The 24,732-nt window shown below is 65.2% G+C and carries 22 protein-coding genes; 10 read left to right on the top strand and 12 right to left on the bottom strand.

The features are described from left to right. Positions 1-43: 43 nt before the first annotated feature. The 4 genes from rpoH to ftsY all read right to left on the bottom strand — a co-directional run bounded on the left by rpoH (position 44) and on the right by ftsY (position 4,107). A complete protein-coding gene (rpoH, locus tag R3355_RS16115) occupies positions 44-898 on the bottom strand; it encodes an RNA polymerase sigma factor RpoH (protein WP_318951504.1) in 855 nt (284 codons plus the stop codon). Positions 899-1,010: 112 nt separating this feature from the next. Beyond that, a complete protein-coding gene (gene ftsX / locus R3355_RS16110; RefSeq protein WP_318962081.1) occupies positions 1,011-2,027 on the bottom strand; it encodes a permease-like cell division protein FtsX in 1,017 nt (338 codons plus the stop codon). Then, positions 2,027-2,695: a cell division ATP-binding protein FtsE gene (ftsE, locus tag R3355_RS16105; RefSeq protein ID WP_318951418.1), complete on the bottom strand. Its 669-nt coding sequence runs from the start codon at positions 2,693-2,695 to the stop codon at positions 2,027-2,029. Before ftsE ends, ftsX begins: the two co-directional genes overlap by 1 nt. After that, positions 2,695-4,107: a signal recognition particle-docking protein FtsY gene (gene ftsY / locus R3355_RS16100; RefSeq protein WP_318962080.1), complete on the bottom strand. Its 1,413-nt coding sequence runs from the start codon at positions 4,105-4,107 to the stop codon at positions 2,695-2,697. The genes ftsE and ftsY overlap by 1 nt, the downstream gene beginning before the upstream one ends. A 205-nt stretch (positions 4,108-4,312) precedes the next feature. Between ftsY and R3355_RS16095 the strand changes: the two genes are divergently transcribed. The 4 genes from R3355_RS16095 to R3355_RS16080 all read left to right on the top strand — a co-directional run bounded on the left by R3355_RS16095 (position 4,313) and on the right by R3355_RS16080 (position 8,876). Further along, positions 4,313-5,668 (top strand): pitrilysin family protein, encoded by a 1,356-nt coding sequence (locus R3355_RS16095; protein WP_318962079.1) that lies wholly within the window; start codon positions 4,313-4,315, stop codon positions 5,666-5,668. Then, a complete protein-coding gene (locus R3355_RS16090; RefSeq protein WP_318962078.1) occupies positions 5,661-7,142 on the top strand; it encodes a pitrilysin family protein in 1,482 nt (493 codons plus the stop codon). Before R3355_RS16095 ends, R3355_RS16090 begins: the two co-directional genes overlap by 8 nt. Continuing rightward, a complete protein-coding gene (rsmD, locus tag R3355_RS16085; RefSeq protein ID WP_318962077.1) occupies positions 7,142-7,744 on the top strand; it encodes a 16S rRNA (guanine(966)-N(2))-methyltransferase RsmD in 603 nt (200 codons plus the stop codon). The genes R3355_RS16090 and rsmD overlap by 1 nt, the downstream gene beginning before the upstream one ends. A gap of 136 nt (positions 7,745-7,880) precedes the next feature. Further along, entirely contained in the window at positions 7,881-8,876 is a 996-nt protein-coding gene (locus R3355_RS16080; protein ID WP_318962076.1) for a hydrolase, read from the top strand. 62 nt (positions 8,877-8,938) lie between these two features. On the opposite strand, the gene R3355_RS16075 is transcribed toward R3355_RS16080, so the two are convergent. Then, entirely contained in the window at positions 8,939-9,598 is a 660-nt protein-coding gene (locus R3355_RS16075; RefSeq protein WP_318962075.1) for a TetR/AcrR family transcriptional regulator, read from the bottom strand. Between the two features lie 217 nt (positions 9,599-9,815). Between R3355_RS16075 and R3355_RS16070 the strand changes: the two genes are divergently transcribed. The 6 genes from R3355_RS16070 to ggt all read left to right on the top strand — a co-directional run bounded on the left by R3355_RS16070 (position 9,816) and on the right by ggt (position 16,446). Continuing rightward, complete coding sequence (locus R3355_RS16070) at positions 9,816-11,258, top strand: coniferyl aldehyde dehydrogenase (RefSeq protein WP_318962074.1); 1,443 nt, start codon at positions 9,816-9,818, stop codon at positions 11,256-11,258. 29 nt (positions 11,259-11,287) lie between these two features. Next, positions 11,288-11,833: a twin-arginine translocation pathway signal protein gene (locus tag R3355_RS16065; RefSeq protein WP_318962073.1), complete on the top strand. Its 546-nt coding sequence runs from the start codon at positions 11,288-11,290 to the stop codon at positions 11,831-11,833. 256 nt (positions 11,834-12,089) lie between these two features. After that, complete coding sequence (locus R3355_RS16060; protein ID WP_318962072.1) at positions 12,090-13,685, top strand: GMC family oxidoreductase; 1,596 nt, start codon at positions 12,090-12,092, stop codon at positions 13,683-13,685. A 112-nt stretch (positions 13,686-13,797) separates the two neighbouring features. Continuing rightward, positions 13,798-14,277, top strand: a complete 480-nt coding sequence (gene coaD / locus R3355_RS16055; RefSeq protein WP_318962071.1) for a pantetheine-phosphate adenylyltransferase — start codon at positions 13,798-13,800, stop codon at positions 14,275-14,277. 131 nt (positions 14,278-14,408) lie between these two features. After that, positions 14,409-14,660: a YfhL family 4Fe-4S dicluster ferredoxin gene (locus R3355_RS16050; RefSeq protein ID WP_318949043.1), complete on the top strand. Its 252-nt coding sequence runs from the start codon at positions 14,409-14,411 to the stop codon at positions 14,658-14,660. A 94-nt stretch (positions 14,661-14,754) separates the two neighbouring features. Then, the gene (ggt, locus tag R3355_RS16045) at positions 14,755-16,446 is read left to right on the top strand and encodes a gamma-glutamyltransferase (protein ID WP_318962070.1); all 1,692 of its coding nucleotides are present in this window, start codon (positions 14,755-14,757) and stop codon (positions 16,444-16,446) included. Positions 16,447-16,579: 133 nt separating this feature from the next. Here the strand turns inward: ggt and R3355_RS16040 are convergent, their stop codons facing one another. The 7 genes from R3355_RS16040 to R3355_RS16010 form a co-directional block, all read right to left on the bottom strand. Then, on the bottom strand, positions 16,580-18,433 hold the full coding sequence (locus R3355_RS16040) for a Na/Pi symporter (RefSeq protein ID WP_318962069.1): 1,854 nt from the start codon (positions 18,431-18,433) through the stop codon (positions 16,580-16,582). A 21-nt stretch (positions 18,434-18,454) separates the two neighbouring features. Then, positions 18,455-18,793, bottom strand: coding sequence for a multidrug transporter (locus R3355_RS16035; protein WP_318949039.1), 339 nt, complete (start codon positions 18,791-18,793; stop codon positions 18,455-18,457). 150 nt (positions 18,794-18,943) lie between these two features. Beyond that, complete coding sequence (gene mutM, locus R3355_RS16030) at positions 18,944-19,756, bottom strand: bifunctional DNA-formamidopyrimidine glycosylase/DNA-(apurinic or apyrimidinic site) lyase (protein WP_318962068.1); 813 nt, start codon at positions 19,754-19,756, stop codon at positions 18,944-18,946. 195 nt (positions 19,757-19,951) lie between these two features. Further along, positions 19,952-20,335 carry a glycine cleavage system protein GcvH gene (gene gcvH / locus R3355_RS16025; RefSeq protein WP_318962067.1) on the bottom strand — a complete coding sequence of 128 codons (384 nt, stop codon included), beginning with the start codon at positions 20,333-20,335 and terminating at the stop codon, positions 19,952-19,954. A 186-nt stretch (positions 20,336-20,521) separates the two neighbouring features. Next, a complete protein-coding gene (gene gcvT, locus R3355_RS16020; protein ID WP_318962066.1) occupies positions 20,522-21,619 on the bottom strand; it encodes a glycine cleavage system aminomethyltransferase GcvT in 1,098 nt (365 codons plus the stop codon). 255 nt (positions 21,620-21,874) lie between these two features. After that, the gene (locus R3355_RS16015) at positions 21,875-23,491 is read right to left on the bottom strand and encodes an iron ABC transporter permease (RefSeq protein ID WP_318962065.1); all 1,617 of its coding nucleotides are present in this window, start codon (positions 23,489-23,491) and stop codon (positions 21,875-21,877) included. Positions 23,492-23,625: 134 nt separating this feature from the next. Beyond that, positions 23,626-24,627 carry an extracellular solute-binding protein gene (locus tag R3355_RS16010; RefSeq protein WP_318962064.1) on the bottom strand — a complete coding sequence of 334 codons (1,002 nt, stop codon included), beginning with the start codon at positions 24,625-24,627 and terminating at the stop codon, positions 23,626-23,628. Positions 24,628-24,732: the final 105 nt, after the last annotated feature.

Here is a 24,732-nt window from a genome sequence, read left to right as displayed (position 1 = left end):
AAAAAGCCGCACCTGGGTGCGGCTTGTTCGGGTAGGGGATCAACTACGCGGCGATCGAGCCCTTGAGCTTGCTCATCGCGCTTTTCTCCAACTGGCGAATGCGCTCGGCGGAGACGTTGTACTTGGCAGCCAGCTCATGCAGCGTGGCTTTCTCCTCGGCCAGCCAGCGCTGGTAGAGGATGTCGCGACTGCGTTCGTCGAGTCCGTCCAGGGCCTCATGCAGGTTGGCGGTGGAGCTGTCTGTCCAGTCCGAGGCCTCGAGCTGACGTGCCGGGTCGTAGCGGTGGTCTTCCAGGTACTGGGCCGGCGAATGAAACGCGCTTTCGTCATCGGCTTCGGCAGCCGGATCGAAGGACATATCGTGACCGGTCAGACGGCTTTCCATCTCGCGCACTTCGCGCGGCTCGACCCCCAGGCTTTCCGCCACGGCGTGCACTTCCTCGTTGTTCAACCAGGCCAGACGCTTCTTCTGGCTGCGCAGGTTGAAGAACAGTTTGCGCTGCGCCTTGGTGGTGGCGACCTTGACGATGCGCCAGTTGCGCAGGATGAACTCATGGATCTCGGCACGGATCCAGTGCACGGCGAACGACACCAGACGCACACCCATTTCCGGGTTGAAACGCTTGACCGCCTTCATCAGGCCGACGTTGCCTTCCTGGATCAGGTCGGCCTGGGGCAGGCCATAACCGGAATAGCTGCGGGCGATATGCACGACAAAGCGCAGATGGGCGAGCACCATTTGCCGAGCGGCTTCGAGGTCCTGCTGGTAATAGAGACTCTCGGCCAGCTCGCGCTCCTGCTCGGGGGTCAACAGCGGTATGCAGTTGACCGCATGCACGTAAGCCTCCAGGTTGGCGCCCGGGACTAAAGCATGAACAGGTTGCAAAGAAGTGGACATGTGGATCCTCCGACTCACGAATCGAGCGCAGTGTAACACTGAGCAATACGACTAGGAACGCTTCTACAAGTTCCCTTACACATAGTCAATATCAATAAAAACAATAGCTTACTTATCTAGGCTCTAATTCGTTCAGGTGCCGGGCAACCGCCAGCCAGGCGCCGATATAGCCTAGCAGCACTGCGCCGAGCAGCAATGACAGGCCGTCGCCTGCCGGCACTCCGGCCAGGGCGAAGTCGCTGCCGTACAGCCCGGCCAGACGAATCACCGCGGCGTTCAGCCAGCCCAGGCCATAGGCCAGCACCAGCCAGGCCAGCAGTCCGGCGCCCAACCCATAGAGCGCGCCCATATAAAGGAAGGGCCGCCGCACATAGCTGTCGGTGCCGCCGACCAGCTTGATCACCTCGATCTCGGTACGCCGGTTCTCGATGTGCAGGCGAATGGTATTGCCGATCACCAGCAGCAAGGCCATCACCAGCAGCAGGGTCAGGCCGAAGACGAAGCGATCGCCCAGGTTGAGAATCGCCGTCAGCCGCTCGACCCAGACCAGGTCGAGCTGCGCCTGCTGCACCTTGGGCAACTCGGCCAGCCGCAGACGCAGTGCCTCCAGGGTGACCTTGTCGACTTCCCTGGGCGTCACCAGGACCACGCCCGGCAACGGATTATCCGGCAATTCCTTGAGCGCCTCGCCCAGCCCGGACTGCTGCTGGAACTCCAGCAAGGCCTGCTCGCGACTGATCCATTCGGCCTCGGCGACCTCGTCCATTGCGCCGATCTGCTCGCGCAGCGCCTGGCCTTCGGCCTCGCTGGCATCGATCTGGAGGAACAGGGAAATCTGCGCGGCGCGCTGCCAGGAACCGCCAAGACGCTCGACATTGTCCAGCAGCAAGGCCAGGCCCATCGGTAGACTCAGGGCAACGGCCATTACCAGGCAGGTGAAGAAGCTGCCGATGGGTTGCTTGGCCAGGCGGCGCAGGCTGTCGACCAGGCTGGCGCGGTGGCTTTCCAGCCAGGCGTCGAACTGGCTGCGCAAGTCCGGACCGTCATCCGGAATTTTCGGATCGTGCTTTTTTGGTGCGGCGCCGACGCGTTGCGCCGGCTGCGGCGGTGGCATACGGGTAGCGCTCATCAGACCGCCTCCCCGTCGCCGATCAAGCGGCCACGTTGCAGGGTCAGCATGCGATGGCGCATGCGTGCGATCAGCGCCAGGTCGTGACTGGCGATCAGCACGCTGGTACCGAGACGGTTGATGTCCTCGAACACCCCCATGATCTCCGCGGCCAGGCGCGGATCGAGGTTGCCGGTCGGTTCGTCGGCGAGCAGCAGGGCCGGACGATGCACCACCGCGCGGGCGATGCCGACGCGCTGCTGCTGGCCGGTGGACAGTTCGCTGGGGAACTGCTCGGCCTTGTCCGCCAGTGACACCCGCTCGAGGGCGGCGCCGACGCGCTTGCCGATCTCCACCTTGGACAGCCCGAGGATCTGCAGCGGCAGGGCGACGTTGTCGAACACGCTGCGGTCGAACAGCAACTGATGGTTCTGAAACACCACGCCGATCTGCCGACGCAGGTAGGGAATCTGTGCGTTGGTGATCTGTCCCAGGTCCTGGCCGGCCAGCAGCAGCTTGCCGGTGGTCGGCCGCTCCATCGCCAACAGCAGGCGCAACAGGGTGCTCTTGCCGGCACCCGAGTGCCCGGTGACGAACAGAAACTCGCCGCGGCGCACGCGAAAGCTCAGCTCGTGCAGCCCGACGTGACCATTGGGGTAACGCTTACCGACCTGCTCGAACTTGATCATTACGATTCCCGCGACTGAAACAGCGCCTGGACAAAAGAGTTGGCTTCGAAGGTACGCAGATCGTCGATGCCTTCGCCGACGCCAATATAGCGAATCGGCAGGCCGAACTGTTTGGCCAGGGCGAAGATCACCCCGCCCTTGGCGGTACCGTCCAGCTTGGTCAGGACCAGGCCGGTCAGGCTCACGGTCTGGTTGAACTGCTTGGCCTGGTTGATCGCGTTCTGTCCGGTGCCGGCGTCCAGCACCAGCAGCACCTCGTGGGGCGCCGTGTCGTCCAGCTTGCCAATCACCCGCCGAACCTTCTTCAGCTCTTCCATCAGGTTGTCTTTGGTGTGCAGGCGCCCGGCCGTGTCGGCGATCAGCACATCCATGCCGCGCGCCTTGGCGGCCTGCACCGCATCGAAGATCACCGACGCCGAATCGGCACCGGTGTGCTGGGCGATCACCGGGATACGGTTGCGCTCGCCCCACACCTGCAACTGTTCGACAGCGGCGGCGCGGAAGGTGTCGCCGGCGGCCAGCATGACTTTCTTGCCGTCCTGCTCCAGCTTTTTCGCCAGTTTGCCGATAGTGGTGGTCTTGCCGGCACCGTTCACGCCGACCACCAGAATCACATAGGGCTGCTTCGTCGCATCCACGCGCATCGGCTGCTCGACCGGCTTGAGCAACGCGGTCAGCTCGTCCTGCAACGCCTGGTACAACGCGCCGCTGTCGGTCAGCTGCTTGCGCGCGACCTTCTGGGTCAGGCTCTGGACGATCAGGTTGGTGGCCTCGACGCCGACGTCGGCGGTGAGCAGGCGGGTTTCGATCTCCTCGAGCAGCTCGTCGTCGATCGCCTTCTTGCCGAGGAACAGGCTGGCCATGCCCTCACCCAGGCTGGCGCTGGTCTTCGACAGGCCCAGCTTGAGGCGGGCGAACCAACCACCCTGGTTATCGCCCGGCTTGTTCTGCTCGACCTGTACCTCAGCCACCGGGGTCTCGACCACAATCGGCGCGGCCGGCACAGGCGGCTCGGGCTCAGGTACATGAATGACCGGATGCAGCACTTCGCTGCCGGCATTGATGCGGAACCGCGAAGGGCGCGGCGCCTGCAGCGGCTCGGGCGCAGACGCGGGCGCCACTGCGGGCTCGGCCGGCGGCGCGACCGGAGCAACCGACTCGACCACAGGCGCAGCGGGCTCGACGGCTTGCGGCAGGGCTGGCGCTGGCTCTGGCACTGGCACTTGCGGCTCTGCTGCAGGCGCGGCTGTGGGCTCAGGCGCTTCAGGCGCTTGACTGCTGGCCGGCTCCTGCGGCTTCTTGCGAAACCAGCCGAACAGGTCTTTCTTCTCCGCGGTTTTCTCGGCGGATGGCGGCGCATCAGGCATGGCACCGGGCGCGGGGGTCTTCTTGTCGTCGTTGGAACCAAACATGGAGGACGGCTATCTCAAAGGTGCGACGCGCCAGTGGGCGGGTCTAAGACATTGCCTGCACGGCGGGCTAACAGCCGAAGAAACCGCGCAGTAATATTCAGACCACATACCAGACGTGGCCGCCAGTAAAACGGATGCGTATCCTAGCACCTCCGCGCCCGCCGACGCTAAGTCCAAGCGGGTCCGTCCGACAGGTCGACAATTGATGAAGATGACAGCCCAACGCGCCGCCGCCTTGCTCTTCGGCGCACTCTGCATGCCGCTGGCGGCCTTGGCCGCAGAACCGCAACCGACCCATGAATTCAGCCTGGACAACGGTCTCAAGGTCATCGTGCGCGAGGATCACCGCGCGCCTGTGGTGGTCTCCCAACTCTGGTACAAGGTCGGCTCCAGCTACGAGACGCCCGGCCAGACCGGCCTGTCCCACGCCCTCGAGCACATGATGTTCAAGGGCAGCCGCAAGCTCGGCCCCGGCGAAGCCTCGCGCATCCTGCGCGAGCTGGGCGCCGAGGAGAACGCCTTCACCAGCGACGACTACACCGCCTATTACCAGGTGCTGGCGCGTGATCGCCTGAGCGTGGCCCTGGAGCTGGAAGCCGATCGCCTGGCCAGTCTCAAGCTGCCGGCCGAGGAATTCGCCCGCGAGATCGAGGTGATCAAGGAAGAGCGGCGCCTGCGCACCGACGATAAACCCTCGAGCCTGGCCTACGAGCGCTTCAAGGCCATGGCCTACCCCGCCAGCGGTTACCACACGCCGACCATCGGCTGGATGGCCGACCTCGAGCGCATGACCGTCGAGGAGCTGCGTGCCTGGTATGAAGCCTGGTACGCACCGAACAATGCCACCCTGGTGGTGGTCGGCGATGTCAGCGCCAGCGAGGTCAAGGTGCTGGCCGAACGCTATTTCGGCGACATCCCCAAACGCGCCGTACCGCCGTCGAAAGCCCCCCGCGAACTGGCTGCACCGGGCGAACGACGCATCACCCTGCACCTGAAAACCCAGCTGCCAAGCCTGATGCTGGGCTTCAACGTACCGGGCCTGGCCACTGCCGAGCAGCCGCGCCAGGTGCATGCCTTGCGCCTGATCGCCACTCTGCTCGATGGCGGCTACAGCGCCCGCCTGCCGACGCGCCTGGAGCGTGGCGAGGAACTGGTCTCCGGGGCTTCCGCCTGGTACGACGCCCACCCGCGCGGCGACAGCCTGTTCGTGCTGTCCGCCACGCCCAATGTGCAAACCGGCAAGACCCTGGCGCAAGCCGAAGCCGGCCTGTGGCGCGAGCTGCAGGACCTGCAACAGAACCCGCCCTCGGCTGAGGAGCTGGCCCGGGTGCGCGCCCAGGTCATCGCCGGCCTGGTCTACGAACGCGACTCGATCACCAGCCAGGCCACCGCCATCGGCCAACTGGAAACCGTCGGCCTGTCCTGGAGGCTGATGGACCAGGAGCTGGCCGAGCTGGAAGCGGTCACCCCGGCCGATATCCAGAGCGCAGCGACAACCTTCTTTACCCGCGACCGCCTGAGCGTCGCCCATGTTCTACCCGAGGAGAAGCATGATGAGTGAGCGCAATGGTTTGCGCTACGGCCTGCTCGGCCTGGCAGTACTGGTGTTGTTGGCGCTTCTGCTGCTGGTGATCGATCGTCCCGACCAAGCCGGCAGCCCGTCCGCGCCCGCCCCCTCGACGGCCATCGAATCCCTCGCCGAGCTCAATGGCCAGGCGCCGAGCCGGCGCGACCTGGAGATCCAGACCTGGCAAACCGCCGAGGGTGCCAAGGTGCTGTTCGTCGAGGCGCGCGAGTTGCCGATGCTTGACCTGCGCCTGACCTTCGCCGCCGGCAGCAGCCAGGATGACGGCGTGCAAGGTGTGGCCATGCTGACCAACGCCATGCTCAACGAAGGCGTACCGGGCAAGGACGTCGGCGCCATCGCCGCCGGCTTCGAAAACCTGGGCGCCGAGTTCGGCAATGGCGCCTACCGCGACATGGCGGTGGCCAGCCTGCGCAGCCTCAGTGCAGCGGATAAACGCGAGCCGGCCCTGCAGCTGTTCAATCAGGTGATCGGCCAGCCGACCTTCCCCGAAGACGCCCTGGCGCGGATCAAGAATCAGCTGCTGGCCGGCTTCGAATACCAGAAGCAGAACCCCGGCAAACTGGCCAGCCTGCAACTGTTCGAGCGACTCTACGGCGAGCACCCCTACGCCCACCCCAGCGAAGGCACCGCCGAGTCGATCCCGGCAATCGGCCGCGAGCAGCTGCAGGCCTTCCATGCCAAGGCCTATGCCGCCGGCAACGCGGTGATCGCGCTGGTCGGCGACCTCTCGCGCACCGAAGCCGAAGCCCTCACGGCCGAGGTCTCCGCCGCACTGCCGCAGGGCCCGGCCCTGCCCCTCATTGCTCAGCCGGACGCGCCGCAAGCCGGCGCCAGCCATATCGAGTTCCCGTCCAACCAGACCCACCTGATGATCGCCCAGCTCGGTATCGACAGGCGCGACCCGGACTATGCCGCACTCTTTCTGGGTAACCAGATCTTCGGCGGTGGCGGTTTCGGTACCCGGCTGATGACCGAGGTGCGCGAAAAGCGCGGCCTGACCTACGGCGTCTACTCCGGTTTCAGCGCCATGCAGGCTCGCGGGCCGTTCATGATCAACCTGCAGACCCGCGCCGAACTCAGCGCCGGCACCCTGCAACTGATCAAGGATATGCTGCGCGACTACCTGGCCAGCGGCCCGACCCAGGAAGAACTGGACAACGCCAAGCGCGAGTTGGCCGGCAGCTTTCCGCTGTCCACCGCGAGCAACGCCGCCATCGTCGGCCAGCTCGGTTCCATGGGGTTTTACGACCTGCCGCTGAGCCACCTGGAAGATTTCATGCGCGAGGTGCAGGCCCTCAGCACCGAGCAGGTCAAGGCCGCCATGGCCAAGCACCTCGACCCGGACGCACTGATCATCGTCAGCGCCGGGCCAACCGTGACGCAGCAAGACCTGCCGCCGCCCAGCGACAAACCCGCCGAACAACCTTCAGGTGTACCGGAGCACTGATGCGCAAGCCAAACAAAGCGGCCACGGCCCACAGCGGCGACGGCCAACTGCGGATCATCGGCGGGCAATGGCGTTCGCGCCAGTTCAACTTCCCCATGGCCGCCGGCCTGCGCCCCACGCCCAACCGGGTGCGCGAGACCCTGTTCAACTGGCTGGCGCCCTACGTCGAAGGCGCCAAGGTGCTCGACCTGTTCGCCGGCAGCGGCGCGCTGTTCCTCGAGGCGCTGTCGCGCGGGGCCGGCAGCGCCCTGGCGCTGGACCTCAACCCCGCCGCCATCGCCAGTCTGCGCGGGCACCTGCTGACCCTGGGCTGCGACAACGGCCAATTGCTGCAAAGCGATGCCCTGGTCTACCTGCAGACCCAGGCCGCCACACCGTTCGATCTGGTGTTTCTCGACCCGCCGTTCAGCCAGGATCTGCTCCTGCCGGCCTGCAACCTGCTGGAGCAACACGGCTGGCTGGCCGCGGATGCCTGGGTCTACACCGAAAGCGAAAACCCGCCCTCCGCTCTCGGCCTGCCCGGCAACTGGCGCCTGCACCGCGAACAGAAGGCCGGCCAGGTGTATTACGCGCTATGGCAGCGCAGCGCGCAGGATGGCTGAGGCCGCACCCCGCCACTGTCCTGGCCAACCCGGAACATGCAAGCGGCATCAGCCCCTGTAGCCCGGATGCAATCCGGGGCGTATTGTCGATTAGCCACAACTTCCCCGGATTGCATCCGGGCTACGGGCTACACGCATGAATCCGAACTTCAAACCCGCCTGGTGGCTGCCCGGTCCGCACCTGCAGACCCTGTGGAATTCGCTGTGCCGCAAGCCGCCACAACTGCAGCGCCGACGCGAGCGCCTGTGGCTGGAGGACGGCGACTTTCTCGACCTCGACTGGCACGGCCCGCATTCAGCCGAAGCGCCCCTGGTCCTGGTGCTGCATGGCCTGACCGGCTCGTCCAGCTCGCACTATGCGCTCGGTCTGCAGCAGGCCTTGACCACACGCGGCTGGGCCAGCGTGGCGCTGAACTGGCGCGGCTGCTCGGGCGAACCCAACCTGCTGGCGCGCGGCTACCACTCCGGCGCCAGCGACGACCTGGCCGAGACGGTGCGCCACCTGCGCGCACAACGACCGCTGTCACCGCTGTATGTCGTCGGCTATTCCCTGGGCGGCAACGTGCTGCTCAAGTACCTCGGCGAAACTGGCGGCGACAGCCAGGTGCACGGCGCCGCGGCGGTGTCGGTGCCGTTTCGCCTGGATCAGTGCGCGGATCGCCTCGGCCTGGGCTTCTCGCGGGTCTACCAGGCACATTTCATGAAGCAGATGGTCGCCTACGTGAAGACCAAGCAGCGCCTGTTCGCCCACCAGGGCATGGCCGACCGCCTGTCCACCCTGGATCAGCTCGGGACCCTGGAGGGCATGCGCACCTTCTGGGACTTTGACGATCGCATCACCGCGCCGCTGCATGGTTTCAAGGGGGCCCAGGACTATTACACCCACTCATCCAGCCGCTACTTTCTCGGCCGCATCGCGACCCCGACCCTGATCATCCAGGCCGCCGACGACCCCTTCGTATTCCGTCACAGCCTGCCGGAGGCCGCCGAACTGTCGCCCAGCATCCAGTTCGAGCTGCATGAGCATGGCGGCCATGTCGGATTTATCGACGGCTCGCCGCGCAAGCCTGGCTATTACCTGGAGCGACGCATCCCCCAATGGTTGGCCGAACAGACCGCGCAGCCACTGTAGATACCGTCCTGCCCCTCATCGGGCAAGACGGTATCTACGCCTGAACACTATGTTGGCCGCACTCAAATCACCTGCTCCAGCGGCACATGCAGTTTCCGGTACAGGGCATCCACCGCCTCCCGCGCCTGCGGGGCGATATAGCCGCCCTCCAGCGCCAGCACCTGGTAGATGCCGCGGCGCAACATCGCTTCGCTGAGCTCACCGGGCTGGCCGCTGGTGGTGCAGAGGAAGCGCACCCAGGAGGTCATGATGATCCAGGCATTGAGCGTCAGCGCCTCGATCTGCGCCGGGTTCATCAGCAGGATGCCGGCCTCGACGAAGCCCTGGTAGATGCCTTGCGCGCCCTGCAGGCAGCGCCGGGCGAACAGCCGGTAACGCTCGGCCAGTTCGGCATCGCTGTCGAGCAGGTGTTCCAGGTCGCGATGCAAGAAGCGGTAGTGCCACATGGCCGCGAGCAGCGCCTCTAGGTAGAAGGTCTTGTCGTCTATGGTCATGGGCCGATCGGGCGGCAGGCGCAGGAAGCTGTCGACATGGCTTTCATACTGGCCGAACAGCTCGGCGATGATCGCCTGCTTGTTGCGACAGTGGTAGTAGAGGTTGCCCGGTGAAATCCCCAGGTGTGCTGCGATGTGGTTGGTGGTGACGCTACGCTCACCCTGGGCGTTGAACAGCTCGAGGCTGGCCTGGATGATGCGCTCGCGGGTTTTCGGTGGAATGGCCATGACTGCTCGATCTCGACTCAAAAGCCCGGCAAAGGTACAGGCTGAAGCGCTTGCGGTGCTAGCCGGCCATCGGCGAATAGCTGGCCGACATGCCTTCAACCCTCAGGTGATTTGACAGATTAGAGCAATTGCTCTAAAAAACCAGCACACCTTTTCCGCAGCACTCGCACCGCACGGGTGAACGGGACTGCAACCCTGCAACGCCGAGGAAATAGCCATGGCCGCCGACATCGCCCACCTGGAGCAGGTCCTGCAACACGGCCAGGATCAGTTCACGCAACTGGAAACCAGCTTCGCCCTGCAGCGCCAGGCATTTCGCGGCAACCCCATGCCGCCTGCCGAGCAACGCCTGCAGTGGCTCAAGGCCCTGCGCGAACAGCTGCGCGCCGAACGCGAAGCACTGATCCAGGCGATTTCCCGGGACTTCAGCAACCGCTCGGCCGACGAAACCCTGCTGGCCGAACTGATGCCCAGCCTGCACGGCATCCATTACACGGCCAAACGCCTGAAGAAGTGGATGAAGCCCTCGCGGCGCAGCGTCGGCCTGCCGTTCATGCCCGCCTCGGCCAAGGTGATCTACCAGCCGCTCGGTGTGGTCGGGGTCATAGTGCCGTGGAACTACCCGCTGTTCCTCGCCATCGGTCCATTGGTCGGCGCCCTGGCGGCCGGCAACCGGGTGATGATCAAGATGAGTGAGTCGACCCCGGCCACCTCCCAGCTGATCAAGGAGCTGCTGGCCAGGGTGTTTCCCGAGGACCTGGTCAGCGTGGTGCTGGGCGAGGCGGATGTCGGCATGGCCTTCGCCAAACTGCCGTTCGATCACCTGCTGTTCACCGGCGCCACCAGCATAGGCCGGCACGTGATGCGCGCGTGCGCCGAGAACCTGACCCCGGTAACCCTGGAATTGGGCGGCAAGTCGCCGGCCATCGTTTCGGCCTCTGTGCCGCTGAGTGACGCCGCCGAGCGCATCGCCTTCGGCAAGACCATGAACGCCGGGCAGACCTGCGTAGCCCCGGACTACGTGCTGGTGCCGAAAGACCGGGTGGAGGGTTTTGTCGCGGCCTACCGCCAGGCGGTGCTGAGCTTCTACCCGCAACTGGCGGACAACCCGGACTACACCGCGATCATCAACGAGCGCCAGCAGCAGCGCCTGAGCGGTTACCTGCAGGACGCCGAGGGCCAGGGCGCGACCATCATCGCGCTGTATCCAGAAGCCCAGGGCCGGCGCATGCCGCATGCAGTGCTGCTGAATGTGACGGATGAGATGCAGGTGATGCAGGACGAGATCTTCGGCCCGCTGCTGCCGGTGATCCCCTACGACAGGCTGGAAGACGCCTTCGCCTACATCAACCAGCGCGCCCGTCCGCTGGCGCTGTACTACTTCGGTTACGACAAACGCGAGCAGACGCGGGTGCTGCATGAAACCCATTCCGGCGGCGTATGCCTGAACGACACGCTGCTGCACGTGGCCCAGGACGACCTGCCGTTCGGCGGCGTCGGCCCTTCCGGCATGGGCCATTACCACGGCCACGAGGGCTTTCTGACCTTCAGCAAGGCCAAGGGCGTGTTGATCAAGCAGCGCTTCAACGCCGCCAAGCTGATCTACCCGCCCTACGGCAAGACCCTGCAGAAGCTGGTCTACAAGCTGTTCGTGCGCTAAGCCTTCCCCTGTCTTGGTGATAACAATAAATGCACAACACCACGCTCGATTCGCCGCACCTGTCACGCCGCGGCCTGCTCAAGGTCGGCCTGATGGGCTCGGCCCTGCTCGCCACCGCCGGCCTGACTGCCACGCTCAGCGGCTGCTCGGCCAGCACGCCCAAGGCCGGCTTTGCCGTATTGCGCGAGTCCGACCTGGCCTTTCTGCAGGCCCTGATCCCGGTCATGCTCGCAGGCGCGGTAGCACCTGCGCAGATGGCCGAGGCGGTTCACGGCACCCTGGAAAGCCTGGACTACAGCCTTAATCATGTCTCGCCGGAAATGCTCAAGCTGACCGTGCAACTGTTCGACGTACTCGCCCTGCCGCTCACCCGCGGGCCCTTGACCGGCATCTGGGGCAGCTGGCAGAGCGCTTCGGCCAGTGAGGTGCACGCCTTTCTCGAACGCTGGCAGAACAGCTCGATCGGCCTGTTGCAGATGGGCCATGCCTCGCTGCTGCAACTGGTGATGATGAGCTGGTACAGCCGCACCGAGTCCTGGGCCCACTGCGGCTACCCCGGCCCGCCGACAGTCTGACGGCGGGCTGCGCGTCGGCCGGGCAAGGACCGCCATGCGTAGGGTGCGCCGCGCGCACCGACTGAGCGTAATTCTGGTGCGCACGGCGCACCCTAGGGGTACAGCCCATTTCACGCTCAGTGGCGATAGCCGAACCCAACAGGCCATAGGGACACCGTTACAAGAAACCGCAGGATGGGTCGGGCCGCGCAGGTTAAGTGCAGCGCTACCCATTACCCAGCCGCCAAGCCGGCCAGAACAAGAAAGAGAGCCCGCAATGCCCGTACCCGACATCTTCAAGCAAGGCCTGGCCCGCGGCTGGAAAACCCATAACGGTTCACGCCTGGAGCATGACCTGACCCTGGAAGCCGATGTCGCCATCGTCGGCAGCGGCGCAGGCGGTGGCACCACGGCGGAGATCCTCAGCGCCGCCGGCTTCAAGGTGCTGCTGATCGAGGAAGGCCCGCTAAAGACCAGCGACGACTTCAGGATGCTCGAGGCCGAGGCCTACGCCAGCCTCTATCAGGAAGGCATCGGCCGCATGAGCAAGGACGGCGCGATCACCATCATGCAGGGCCGCGCGGTGGGCGGCACCACCCTGATCAACTGGACCTCGAGCTTTCGCACCCCCGACCCGACCCTGCAGCACTGGGCCAGCGAGCATGGCGTCAGCGGCCATAGCCCCGAGGACATGGCGCCTTGGTTCGAGCGCATGGAGCAGCGCCTGGGCGTCGCCCCCTGGGCCGTGCCACCGAATGCCAACAACCAGGTGATCCGCAGCGGCTGCGAGAAACTCGGCTATGCATGGAGCGTCATCCCGCGCAACGTGCGTGGCTGCTGGAACCTCGGCTACTGCGGCCTGGGCTGTCCGACCAACGCCAAGCAGTCGATGCTGGTCACCACCATTCCGGCGACCCTGGACAAGGGCGGCGAGCTACTCTATCTGGCCCGCGCCGACAAGCTACTGATCGAGGGCGACCAGGTCAGCGGCATCGAATGCCTGGGCATGGATGAGCGCAGCGTGGCGCCCAACGGGCGCAAGATCCGGGTCAAGGCCAAGCACTATGTATTGGCCGGCGGCGGCATCAACACCCCCGGCATCCTGCTGCGCTCGAACGCCCCGGACCCGCACCGGCGCAGCGGCAGGCGCACCTACCTGCACCTGGTGAACTTCTCCGCCGCGCAGTTCGAGCAGGTGATCAACCCCTTCTACGGCGCGCCGCAGTCGATCTACTCCGATCACTTCCAGTGGGACGACGGAGTTGCCGGGCACCTGTCCTACAAGCTGGAAGTGCCGCCGCTGCAGCCGGCCCTGACGTCGACCCTGCTCGGCCGTTTCGGCATCGACAACGCCCTGCGCATGGAACAATTGCCGCACACCAACGTGATGCTGGCCCTGCTGCGCGATGGCTTCCACCCGGACAGTGCCGAAGGCCGGGTGGAACTGCGCGGCGACGGCAGCCCGGTACTCGACTACCAGATGACCGATTACAGCTGGGATGGTGTGCGCCGCGCCTTCCACAGCATGGCCGAGATCCAGTTCGCCGCCGGCGCCAGGGCGGTGTTGCCGCTGCATGCCGACGCCGGCTATGTGAAGACCCTGGCCGACGCGCGGCGCCTGATCGACGGCCTGAGCCTTGAAATCTATCGCACCCGCCTGGGCAGCGCCCATGTCATGGGCGGTTGCGCCATGGGCGAAGACCCGCGCCAGGCGGTGACCGACAGCCTCGGCCGCCATCATCAGCTGGCCAACCTGTCGATTCACGACGGCTCGCTGTTCCCCACCAGCATCGGCGCCAACCCGCAATTGTCGATCTACGGCCTGACTGCGAAGCTGGCGACAGCACTGGCCGAGCGCCTCAAGCACGCCTGATGGCCGGGCATTCACCCGCCCCGCCGGGCTCGAGGGTCAACACGCCTGACTTGGCCGCAGTTCCTCGCTGCGCTACCATCCGGTTCCCCAACGGATCCGCCAGGACGTCACGATGAATCGAGTGTTATACCCGGGCACCTTCGACCCCATCACCAAGGGCCATGGCGACCTGGTCGAGCGCGCCGCGCGCCTGTTCGACAGCGTGATCATCGCGGTGGCCGCCAGCCCGAAGAAAAACCCGCTGTTCCCCCTCGAGCAGCGGGTAGAACTGGCCCGCGAAGTGACCAAGCACCTGCCGAATGTCGAGGTGATGGGCTTCTCCACCCTGCTCGCGCACTTCGCCCAGGAGCAAGGCGCCAATGTGTTTCTGCGCGGCCTGCGCGCGGTCTCGGACTTCGAATACGAGTTCCAGCTGGCCAACATGAACCGCCAACTGGCGCCGGACGTGGAAAGCCTGTTTCTCACTCCGTCGGAAAAATACTCCTATATCTCTTCGACCCTGGTGCGCGAGATCGCCGCGCTCGGCGGCGATATCTGCAAATTCGTCCATCCTGCCGTGGCCGACGCCCTGCACGAGCGCTTCAAACACTGAACTCGTGTCCCCCGGGCGGGCGCCCACACATGGCGCCCGCCTCAACAATCCGGCACAATTCGCCCATCGTTATCTGCCTATTGTTGTTTGAGAATGTCGTAGCCGAAGGCTGCGACAGGAGCGTTTAGTCCATGTCCCTGATCATCACCGACGACTGCATCAACTGCGACGTCTGCGAGCCCGAGTGCCCGAACGGCGCCATCTCCCAGGGAGAGGAGATCTACGTGATCGACCCCAACCTGTGCACCGAATGCGTCGGCCACTACGACGAGCCGCAGTGCCAGCAAGTCTGCCCCGTGGATTGCATCCCGCTCGACGAGAGCCATGTCGAGAGCAAGGACGAGCTGATGGAGAAGTACCTGATCATCACCGGCAAGGCCTGAGAGGCTGGCAGGCCAATTCGCGCACCTTCCCCGGAACTGCCGGCCAATCGCTGCTAAGCTTCGGCTTCCCCGAAGCACAGTACAGATCGCCCCCATGTTGCAGAGAGTCGCCCTCACCGCCCTGCTGCTGATTTGCAGCCTGCTGGCCCAGGCAGCGCCCAACCAGGCCGCCATCGCCAGCGCCCACCCCGCCGCCACCGTTGCCGGCCAGGAAACCCTGGCAATCGGCGGCAATGCCTTCGATGCGGCGGTCGCCATCAGTGCCGCCCTGGCAGTGGCGGAGCCTTACAGTTCGGGCTTGGGGGGTGGCGGTTTCTTTCTGTTGCGCGAAGCCGGCGAGCACCCCACCTATCGCTTTCTCGACGCCCGCGAGCGGGCGCCCCTGGCCGCCCATGTCGACCTCTACCGGCGCGACGGCGAAATACAGAAACAGCTCTCGCTCAACGGGCCGCTGGCAGCCGCCATTCCCGGGCTGCCCGCCGCGCTGGTGCTGCTGGCCGAGCGCTTCGGCAAGCTGCCGCTGCGCGACTCACTGGCCCCGGCGATTCGCCTGGCTCGCGACGGCGTCGGTATCGACCGGGTCTATCGCGAACGGGCGAGCTGGCGCCTGGCCGCCCTGCGCGACGACCCGCAAAGCGCGCGGATTTTCCTCGACGAAGACGGCGAAATCCCCGCAGAGTTTGACCTGTTACGCCAGCCCGAACTGGCCACGACCCTGGAACGCCTGGCCCGCGATGGCCATGCCGGCTTCTATGCCGGCGAGATCGCCGACAAGCTGGTCGGTGGTGTGCGTGCCGCCGGCGGCATCTGGTCTTTGCGCGACCTGGCCGAGTACCGCATCGTCGAGCGCCAACCCTTGCGCGTGCCCCTGGCCGAGGGTCGCGAGCTGATCAGCGCGCCGCCGCCCTCGGCGGGCGGCCTGGCCCTGGCGCAGAGCCTGCTGATCCTGCAACAGCTGCCCTGGCGCCAGGCCGAGCCGGTGCAACGCACCCATCTGGTCGTCGAAACGCTGCGCCGCGCCTACCGCGACCGCGGCCTGCTCGGCGACCCGGACTTTGTCGCCAACCCGCTGAAGCAGTTGCTCGCGCCCGTCTACATAAAGCAACTGACCGGCAGCATCGACCCGGATAAAGCCACCTCCAGCGACAGCCTGCCAGCCGCGGGAGGCTGGCACGAAGGCGACCACACCACCCACTTCTCGGTGCTCGATGCCGACGGCAATGCGGTGGCCGCAACCCTGTCGATCAACCTGCCGTTCGGCGCTGCCTTCACCGTGCCCGGCACCGGCGTGCTGCTCAACGACGAAATGGACGACTTCGCCGCCGATGTCCAGGGCGCCAACGCCTATGGCCTGGCCGGCAGCCAGGCCAATGCCATCGCCGCCGGCAAACGCCCGCTGTCGAGCATGAGCCCGAGCTTTATCGAAAGCACCGAGCAGTTCGCCAGCTTTGGCACCCCCGGCGGCAGCCGCATCCCCAGTATGGTGCTGCTGGCGATGCTCGAGTACCTCGACGGCCAGCCGATTGGCCGCTGGCCGAGCGTCGCCCGCTATCACCATCAATTTCGCCCGGATCTGATCGAGCACGAACCTAACGCTTTCAGCCCGGAGCAAATCGCCGCGCTGCAAGCCCGCGGCCATCAACTCAAGGCCCTGCAGCGCCGTTACGGCAACCAGCAGGTGCTGTTCTGGGACAAGTCGAACAACCGGGTCGAGGCTGCCAGCGACCCGCGTGGTACCGGCACCAGCGCAGTGGTGACACCGAGCCAACTGCAGCGCAACCCGTAAGCTGGATAGGACCGCGTTAGCGGCGCGCCCTCGTCTCGGCCAAACCACAGGTCGGGTTAGCGGCGCATACCTCTCAACCACAGGCGTCACTTGTGGGCGCCGCGTAACCCGGCATGGCCTGCCAACCGCACACTCAATCCAACTGGATCAGCGGGCCATCCTCGGCCACCAGTTGGCGCAGCGGCCGGAACAGCTCATTACCATCGCCCTGAGCGAGCAGCAGCACGTTACGCAGGCTCTGGGTGATGCGGCTGACATAGCCCAGGTCATTCATCAGCGAGCTGGCCTGCTGGCCATCCAGATGACGCTCGCGTACGGCGGCGAACAGGCGCTCGCGGAAGGCACTGTCGAAAGCTGCCGCCCCTTCGTCAAACTGACGCAGGCGCTCGTCCCAGAGCGTATCGGGCAGTTCGAGTCGGCCCAGTTCGCGCACTTCGTGGAGCACCCCGAGCAGGTGCCGGCGCAGCTCGACATATGTCTGGCGGGCACGGCTGTCGTCCTGGCGCAGGTAACGGCCGAGATTCTTCTGCAAATGCTTGGCGTCTTTCACCGCATCCACCAGTTGCAGCGCCGCCAGCTGGCAGCTGACCCAGAAGTGCTGATGCGCCTCATCGAGGCTGACTTCCAGGCGACTCATGAAACTCAACAAGTCGCTGTACACGCCCTTGATATGCCGCCGATAGAGCTGCTCCGCATCCAGCGCCCGGGAGTCGGGGGGAGCGCTCAGCAGGCTACCGTCCTGACGGCTGCGCTCGAGTTGATCCACCGGCACATAGAGCGCGTGGCAAATCACCTCCAGGCTGAGACGGGCCAGGTGCTGCAACTCCAGCACCACCGCTTGAGCCGCGCTGTCGGCACTGGCCAGGGCGCTGTCGTCCAGGTAACGGGCGCGCGTCGGCTCAGTCGCAGGCGCGGCCACCTCGGTGATCAGCACCTTGGGCTCTTCGCGGTCGGGCAACCAGCGCTCCAGCAGACCCGCCAGCCAACCCTGCATCGGCCAGAACAGACTCACGCCCATGGCATTGAACAGCGTATGGAACAGCGCCAGCTGAATCAGCAGGTTGCCGCCAAGGCCCATCGGCGCCGTCAGCCACTGCACCAGGATGGCCAGCGGCACCAGCAGAGCCAGCGCCAGGACACCGGTGGTCAGATTGAACAGGACATGCGCCAGGGCCAGTCGCTGCCCGGCACGGGAGCCGCCCAGGGCGCCGATCACCGCCGTTACCGTGCTGCCCATATTCGAGCCGATGGCAATCGCCAAGCCCTGCTCCAGGGCCAGCTGGCCACCAGCCAGGGCCGTCAGGGTGAGCATCAGGGTGGCATGGCTGGACTGCAGCAAGACCGTGACCAGCAAGCCGACGCCGGTAAACAGCAGATGACCGGCAATGCCGGGCAGCTGGTAGTGCAGGGGGTCGAAGTCGCCGGCCACACTGGAGAAGCCGGCCTTCATCTGATCGATGCCGAGAAACAGGAACGCCACACCGAGCACCACGCGACCGACAGCGGGCCCTCGCGGACCGGTGAAACCGCCGAGCACACCAAACACCAGCAGGGGCAACGCCAGAGGGCCGAGACTGACATTCTGCCCAGCCAGGGCCAGCAGCCAGATACCGCTGGTGGTGCCCAGATTGGCACCGAACAGGATGGTGATCCCCGCCGCCAGCTGGATCAGGCCGGTACTGATGAAGGCAATGGTCAACAGCGACACCAGCGAACTGGACTGCACCAGCATGGTGGCGCTCACGCCGAACATCAGGCTCTTGAAGGGCGTGGCGGTACTCAGCGCCAGCAGGCGTTCCAGCTTGCCGCCGGCCAATTGGCGCAGCCCTTCCTCCAGACACTGCATGCCGAACAGGAACAGCGCCAGGCCTGCGCACAAGCCAAGCCAGCCGGCACTGAACCAGAAGCTCAGGGCCAGCAGGACAAACAGGAAAATCCAGCTGAACGACCGTAATCGCAGAAGCAGGCTGCGGCCGGGGTCAGGCATTCAGTGCGCGTTCACGCACAATCACTGACGCTTGTTGTAGCCATCCCCGGTGCACCCCAGGCAGCGCACGAAAGCCGCCTTGCCCGGCTCGACCACCAGGGCCCTGCCGGCCTCACCAATACCGCCACCGGTAGCGGCGAACGGCAAGGCCACGACAAATACACCGGCACCGATCACGGTTGCGGCGATCAGCAAGGGACGAGCAATCAGCAGATCCGCCACCATCGAGAAGGCGGCCGGCGCCTCGGCGGTGTAGAGCGGATCGCCACTGGCATTTTGCACCACTTCCGCCTGTGCCGGCAGCACCAGCAGGCCAGTGGTCAGCGCCAGGACAACAGCAGTTGAGCGAAACAGTTTCATCGGGGCGATCCTTCAGCTATTAGGAAGCGGTGCCAGTAACTATAACAGTGCTCTGGAATTTGTCAGCGTGACGGCCGTCAATCGCCGTGCAATGCATACCGGGTTTTTCAGGACTGGCGCCCGAGAGCACGCACGAGTATCCAGACCCGGTCAGCGCTGACAACGCGGGCAATAGACACTGGCACGCTGCCCCAGCTTGAGTTCGCGCAGGGTGCTGCCGCAGTTTTTGCAAAACTCGCCGCCGCGCCCATAGACGAACAACTCCTGCTGAAAATAACCCGGCTGGCCGTCACCGCCGACGAAATCACGCAGGGTGGTACCGCCGCGCTCGATGGCGTGGGTGAGGATGCGTTTGATCTGCTCGGCCAGGGTCATATAGCGCGCCCGGGAAATCGAACCGGCCTCGCGGCGCGGATCGATACCGGCGGCGAACAGCGCTTCGCTTGCATAGATATTGCCAACCCCGACCACCACGGCGTTGTCCATGATGAAGGGTTTGACCGCCATCGAACGACCGCGTGACTGCTGGTACAGGCGCTCGCCGCCGAACGACTCGGTCAAGGGTTCGGGACCGAGCTTGCTGAGCAGCACATGGTGCAAGGGGTCAGCACTCCAGAGCAGCGCGCCGAAGCGCCGCGGATCGGTGTAGCGCAGGGCCAGGCCGGACTCCAACTCGATGTCCACATGCTCGTGCTTGGCTGCCGGCAGGCCGCACTCGACCAGGCGCAGGCTACCGGACATGCCCAGGTGACTGATCAGACTGCCGGTCTCGGCCTTGATCAGCAGGTATTTGGCGCGCCGTTCGACACACTCGATGCGCTGGCCGGACAGGCGCACATCCAGGTCTTCGGGAATCGGCCAGCGCAGACGACGCTCGCGCACGATCACTCGGCTAACCCGCTGACCTTCGAGAAAGGGCGCGATGCCGCGGCGGGTGGTTTCGACTTCAGGCAGTTCAGGCATGGGCAATCAATCGGGCAGACAGGGAGGATGGCGGGTATCCACCTTAGCAGGAACCGCTTCTCTCCAGGCGTTCGCGGGCGGTCTGCGCGGACGCAGACGGGCCGTCACGGGCGCATGAGAACCACGCCTCGCTCCGGGCCAAACCAGCACCTGCGCGCCAAGCCAGCCCGACAGGGCCGGTCTGGCGCAGTCCGATCAGGCGTCGGCAATCGCCTTATAGGCGGCCGCGTCGAGCAGCTTGTCCAGCTCGCTGGCATCGCTTGGCTTGAGCTTGAAGAACCAGCTGCCATAGGGGTCGCTGTTGACGCTCTCGGGACTGTCGGCCAGATCCTGGTTGATCGCGATCACGTCGCCGCCCACCGGCGTGTAGATATCGGAGGCGGCCTTGACCGACTCCACGACCCCGGCTTCCTGACCGGCAGTCAGGCGCTTGCCGACTTCCGGCAGCTCGATGAAGACCACGTCGCCCAGGGCTTCCTGAGCGTGATCGGAAATGCCGACGGTGACCGTACCATCGGCTTCCAGGCGGGCCCATTCGTGGCTGGTGGCGTAACGCAGATCGGCGGGGATAGTGCTCATGTGTCGTTCCTCGTAAGACATGACGGCGACCGCGCCGTCAGGAGAATTTAGCAGGGGTTGGTCATAGCGAAAGCGAGTCATTGCAAACATGGCGCACATAGCCGCACCCAGCGGGTGACGGCACTCCCAGGTCCATCCGGGTTACAGGCTTGGCGCAGCAGCACGCCGCGCAACCTGCAGTCGCATTCAGATCAGGGCCTTGCCATGGCGGACAAACATCGGTTTGACCACCCTGACCGGGTACCATTTACCGCGAATTTCCACCTCTGCGCGCTCACCCGTGGCTGTCGGCACACGCGCCAGGGCAATGGATTTGCCGAGGGTCGGGGAAAAGCTGCCGCTGGTGATCTCGCCCTCGCCCACCCCGCCAACCCGCACCACCTGATGGGCGCGCAGCACGCCACGTTCCTCCAGCACCAGACCCACCAGCTTGGACTGGATACCAGCGCTTTTCAGTTCTTCCAGTACCTTGCGCCCGACAAACTGACGACCGGCCGGTGCCCAGGCGATGCTCCAGGCCATGTTGGCCGCCAGCGGCGTGACGTTCTCGTCCATGTCCTGGCCGTACAGGTTCATCCCGGCCTCCAGACGCAAGGTATCGCGCGCGCCCAGGCCGATAGGCGAGGTGCCGGCACCGACCAGGTCGTTGAAGAACGCCACGGCCTGATCGGCCGGCAACATGATTTCCAGGCCATCCTCGCCGGTGTAGCCGGTGCGGGCGATAAACCAGTCGCCTTCCGCCAGCCCCTGAAACGGCTTGAGCTCGTGGATCAGCGCGGCGCGGGCCTGGGTCACCAGCTCGCAGGTCTTGGCGCGAGCATGCGGGCCCTGGATCGCGAGCATGGCCAGCTCACTGCGCTCATGCAATTCGACATCGAAGGCGCCGCTCTGCTGACGCATCCAGGCCAGATCCTTGTCGCGGGTGGCGGCGTTGACCACCAGACGATAGCCGCTCTGTCCTTCGACTGAATCGGTGAGGTAGACGATCAGATCGTCGATCACCCCACCCTGCTCGTTGAGCATGGCGCTGTACAGGGCCTTGCCGGGGATGTGCAAACACTCCACATCATTGGCCAGCAGGTGTTGCAGATAAGCCTTGGCCTGACTGCCGCCGACATCGACCACGCACATGTGGGAAACGTCGAAGACCCCACAATCGCGACGCACCTGATGGTGCTCCTCGACTTGCGAACCATAGTGCAGCGGCATGTCCCAGCCACCGAAATCGACCATCTTGGCACCCAAGGCGAGGTGCAGGTCATAGAGAGGGGTGCGCTGTCCCATGGGTGTCTCCTTCCGGGCTTGGCAGAGCTGCGGGCAAGTTGCTGAACCCGGCTGAACCCACTGAAAGAGGGCACTGGCACGGGCTGTCGAAATGACGGTCCGCAGCGAATGGCGCGCATTGTAGCCGCAAGACAGCGGCGGGTCATCTTGGCCGTAGGGCGTACTCGCGAAGCAGCAGGTCGCATGGACCGTCGTTGGCCGTGGCCGAGCGACGGACTGCTCGCTGAGCTCATGAGCGGCCGGCGTCCCGCTCCGCTAGCTGATCCGCCGCGCCGAACGGCGGATCAGCAAAATCACCGGCAGCAGTCCGACCAGCACCAGGGTCAGGGCCGGCAGCGCGGCGCGTGCCCATTCACCCTCGCTGGTCATCTCGAACACCCGCACCGACAGGGTGCCCCAGCCGAAGGGGCGCATCAGCAGGGTCGCCGGCATTTCCTTGAGGACATCGACGAACACCAGCAGCGCTGCCGACATCGCCCCCGGCACCAGCAGCGGCAGGTAGACCCGGAAGAACAGGCCGATACCGCCGACACCCAGGCTGCGCGAGGCTTCCGGCAACGACGGGCGGATCCGCGCCAGGCTGTTCTCCAGCGGCCCGTAGGCCACCGCCATAAAGCGAATCAGGTAGGCCAGGAGCAAGGCCGACAGGCTGCCGAGCAGGATCGGCTTGCCCGCACCGCCGAGCCAGCTGGACAGCGGAATCACCAGCTCGCGGTCGAGCACGCTGAAGGCCAGCATGATTGCCACCGCCAGCATCGAACCCGGCAACGCATAGCCGAGATTGGCCAGGCTGACGGTCGAGCGCATCAACCGAGTAGGCGTCTGGCGGCGGGCGAAGGCCAGCAGCAAGGCCACGCAGACGGTGATCAACGCGGCCATGCCGCCGAGGTAGAGGGTGTGCAGAATCAGGGCCGTATAGCGCTCGTCCAGATCGAAACGGCCGCGCTGCCAGAACCACACCAGCAACTGCAGCACAGGAATCACGAAACCACAGGCGAACACCAGACCGCACCAGACGCTGGCGGCCAGCGCCTGGCCGCCCTTGAGGTGATAGAGCGCCTTGACCCGGGGCCGCTCGTTGGCCGGACGCACGGCCCCGCGGGCACGCCGCTCGCCATAGAGCACCAGCATCACCGCGAGCAGCAGCAGGCTGGCCAGCTGGGTGGCGCTGGTCAGGCTGTAGAAGCCGTACCAGGTCTTGTAGATGGCGGTGGTGAAGGTATCGAAATTGAACACCGAGACCGCGCCGAAATCGGCCAGGGTCTCCATGATCGCCAGCGCCAATCCGGCACCGATGGCAGGCCGCGCCATCGGCAGGGCCACCCGCCAGAACGCCTGCCAGGGACTCTGCCCGAGCACCCGCGCCGCCTCCATCAGGCCCTTGCCCTGGGCCAGAAAGGCGTTTCGCGCCAACAGGTAGACATAGGGGTAGAACACCAGCACCAGGACGATGATCACCCCACCGGTGGAACGCACCCGCGGCAGACGGAAGCCTGCGCCAAACCAGTCGCGCAACAGGGTTTGCACCGGCCCGGCGAAATCCAGCAGGCCGACGAAGACGAAGGCCAGGACATAGGCTGGAATGGCGAAGGGCAGCATCAGCGCCCAATCCAGCCAGCGACGCCCGGGAAACTCGCAGAGACTGGTCAACCAGGCCAGACTGACGCCGAGCGCGGTGACCCCGATACCGACCCCGATTACCAGCATCAGGGTATTGCCGATCAGGCGCGGCAGCTGGGTTTGCCACAGGTGCGCCCAGATCTGCCGATCCACCTCATGCCAGCTGAACAGCAGCACGCTCAGCGGCAGCAACACCAGCAGGGCAACGGCAAAGGCGACGGGATACCAGCGACGCTGGGCAGAATGGGCCACGCAGAATCCTCGAAACTATTTTCTCGACGGCATAAACACAACGCCCCGGACTAAGCCGGGGCGTGGAGTATAACTGCAGCCTAAAGCAGGAAACCGAATCGAATCTGCCGTTGCTGCTCAGACACTGACCTGGATCAGTTCCAGCCGGCGCGATCCATCAGCATGGTCGCTTCGGCCTGACGCTTGCCGGCCACTTCCAGCGGGATGCTGTCGGCCTTGAAGCTGCCCCAGGCGGCCACTTCGGCGGCCGGCGCGATCTGCGGATTGGCCGGGAACTCCTGATTGAGGCTGGCGAACAGACCCTGAGCTTCCTCGGTGGTCATCCACTCCAGCAGCTGCTGCGCGGCCTCGGCGTGTGGCGCGTGCGCGGTGACACCGGCACCGGACAGGTTGACGTGCACGCCGCGGTCGGCCTGGTTCGGCCAGAACAGAGCGGCTTTCAGGTCCGGCTTCTGCTTGTGCAGGCGACCGAAGTAGTAGGTGTTGACGATGCCGACATCGCATTGGCCGGCGTCGATCGCCTGGATCAGCGCGGTATCGTCCGGGAATACATCGGTCGCCAGATTGCCGACCCAGCCCTTGATCAGCTCCTCGGTTTTCTCGGCGCCGTGGGTCTCGATCAGGGTGGCGGTCAGCGACTGGTTGTAGACCTTCTTGCTGGTGCGCAGGCACAGGCGGCCTTCCCAGTTCTTGTCGGCCAGGGCTTCGTAGGTCGACAACTCCTGCGGCTTGACCCGCTCGGTGGAGTAGACGAGGGTCCGTGCGCGCAGCGACAGGCCGGTCCAGGCGCCTGTGCTGGAGCGATACTGGGGCGGAATATTGGCCTCGATCACCTTGGACTGCAGCGGTTTGAGCACACCCTGCTGCTCGGCCTGCCAGAGGTTGCCGGCATCTACGGTGATCAGCATGTCGGCGGGAGTGTTCTCGCCTTCGGCCTTCAGGCGGGCCAGCAGCGGCGCTTCCTTGTCGGTAATGAATTTCACCGCGACACCGGTCTTGGCAGTGTAGGCATCGAAGACCGGTTTGATCAGCTCATCAATACGGGCCGAGTAGACCACCACTTCATCGGCGGCCTGGGTGGCGCCGGCCAGCGCAGTGAGGGTGAGAGCGGCGAACAAACGCTTGCTTACCTGCATGGATACTGCCTCTTGAGCGAAGGTGAGTCGAAAGACCAAATAATAGTGAATGTCATTTAGTTTCTCAACCATTCTTCGCCTCGCAGACGTAATCCGCCATGATCC

Origin of the sequence: Pseudomonas sp. (assembly GCF_033723075.1) — a bacterium.
Classification (GTDB): Bacteria; Pseudomonadota; Gammaproteobacteria; order Pseudomonadales; family Pseudomonadaceae; genus Aquipseudomonas.
The sequence above is the reverse complement of the archived record's forward strand: the minus strand, read 5'-3'. Positions and strand labels throughout refer to the sequence as shown.

Excerpts from the sequence above, each read along its gene's own strand:
- R3355_RS16090 (WP_318962078.1), top strand. The coding sequence starts at position 5,661 with ATGAGTGAGCGCAATGGTTTGCGCTACGGCCTGCTCGGCCTGGCAGTA.
- ftsX (WP_318962081.1), bottom strand. The coding sequence starts at position 2,027 with ATGAGCGCTACCCGTATGCCACCGCCGCAGCCGGCGCAACGCGTCGGC.
- R3355_RS16095 (WP_318962079.1), top strand. The coding sequence starts at position 4,313 with ATGAAGATGACAGCCCAACGCGCCGCCGCCTTGCTCTTCGGCGCACTC.
- rsmD (WP_318962077.1), top strand. The coding sequence starts at position 7,142 with ATGCGCAAGCCAAACAAAGCGGCCACGGCCCACAGCGGCGACGGCCAA.
- ftsE (WP_318951418.1), bottom strand. The coding sequence starts at position 2,695 with ATGATCAAGTTCGAGCAGGTCGGTAAGCGTTACCCCAATGGTCACGTC.
- R3355_RS16040 (WP_318962069.1), bottom strand. The coding sequence starts at position 18,433 with ATGCCTGACCCCGGCCGCAGCCTGCTTCTGCGATTACGGTCGTTCAGC.
- R3355_RS16070 (WP_318962074.1), top strand. The coding sequence starts at position 9,816 with ATGGCCGCCGACATCGCCCACCTGGAGCAGGTCCTGCAACACGGCCAG.
- R3355_RS16050 (WP_318949043.1), top strand. The coding sequence starts at position 14,409 with ATGTCCCTGATCATCACCGACGACTGCATCAACTGCGACGTCTGCGAG.
- R3355_RS16060 (WP_318962072.1), top strand. The coding sequence starts at position 12,090 with ATGCCCGTACCCGACATCTTCAAGCAAGGCCTGGCCCGCGGCTGGAAA.
- rpoH (WP_318951504.1), bottom strand. The coding sequence starts at position 898 with ATGTCCACTTCTTTGCAACCTGTTCATGCTTTAGTCCCGGGCGCCAAC.
- R3355_RS16075 (WP_318962075.1), bottom strand. The coding sequence starts at position 9,598 with ATGGCCATTCCACCGAAAACCCGCGAGCGCATCATCCAGGCCAGCCTC.
- R3355_RS16080 (WP_318962076.1), top strand. The coding sequence starts at position 7,881 with ATGAATCCGAACTTCAAACCCGCCTGGTGGCTGCCCGGTCCGCACCTG.
- R3355_RS16035 (WP_318949039.1), bottom strand. The coding sequence starts at position 18,793 with ATGAAACTGTTTCGCTCAACTGCTGTTGTCCTGGCGCTGACCACTGGC.
- mutM (WP_318962068.1), bottom strand. The coding sequence starts at position 19,756 with ATGCCTGAACTGCCTGAAGTCGAAACCACCCGCCGCGGCATCGCGCCC.
- coaD (WP_318962071.1), top strand. The coding sequence starts at position 13,798 with ATGAATCGAGTGTTATACCCGGGCACCTTCGACCCCATCACCAAGGGC.
- gcvH (WP_318962067.1), bottom strand. The coding sequence starts at position 20,335 with ATGAGCACTATCCCCGCCGATCTGCGTTACGCCACCAGCCACGAATGG.
- R3355_RS16065 (WP_318962073.1), top strand. The coding sequence starts at position 11,288 with ATGCACAACACCACGCTCGATTCGCCGCACCTGTCACGCCGCGGCCTG.
- gcvT (WP_318962066.1), bottom strand. The coding sequence starts at position 21,619 with ATGGGACAGCGCACCCCTCTCTATGACCTGCACCTCGCCTTGGGTGCC.
- ggt (WP_318962070.1), top strand. The coding sequence starts at position 14,755 with ATGTTGCAGAGAGTCGCCCTCACCGCCCTGCTGCTGATTTGCAGCCTG.
- ftsY (WP_318962080.1), bottom strand. The coding sequence starts at position 4,107 with ATGTTTGGTTCCAACGACGACAAGAAGACCCCCGCGCCCGGTGCCATG.
- R3355_RS16010 (WP_318962064.1), bottom strand. The coding sequence starts at position 24,627 with ATGCAGGTAAGCAAGCGTTTGTTCGCCGCTCTCACCCTCACTGCGCTG.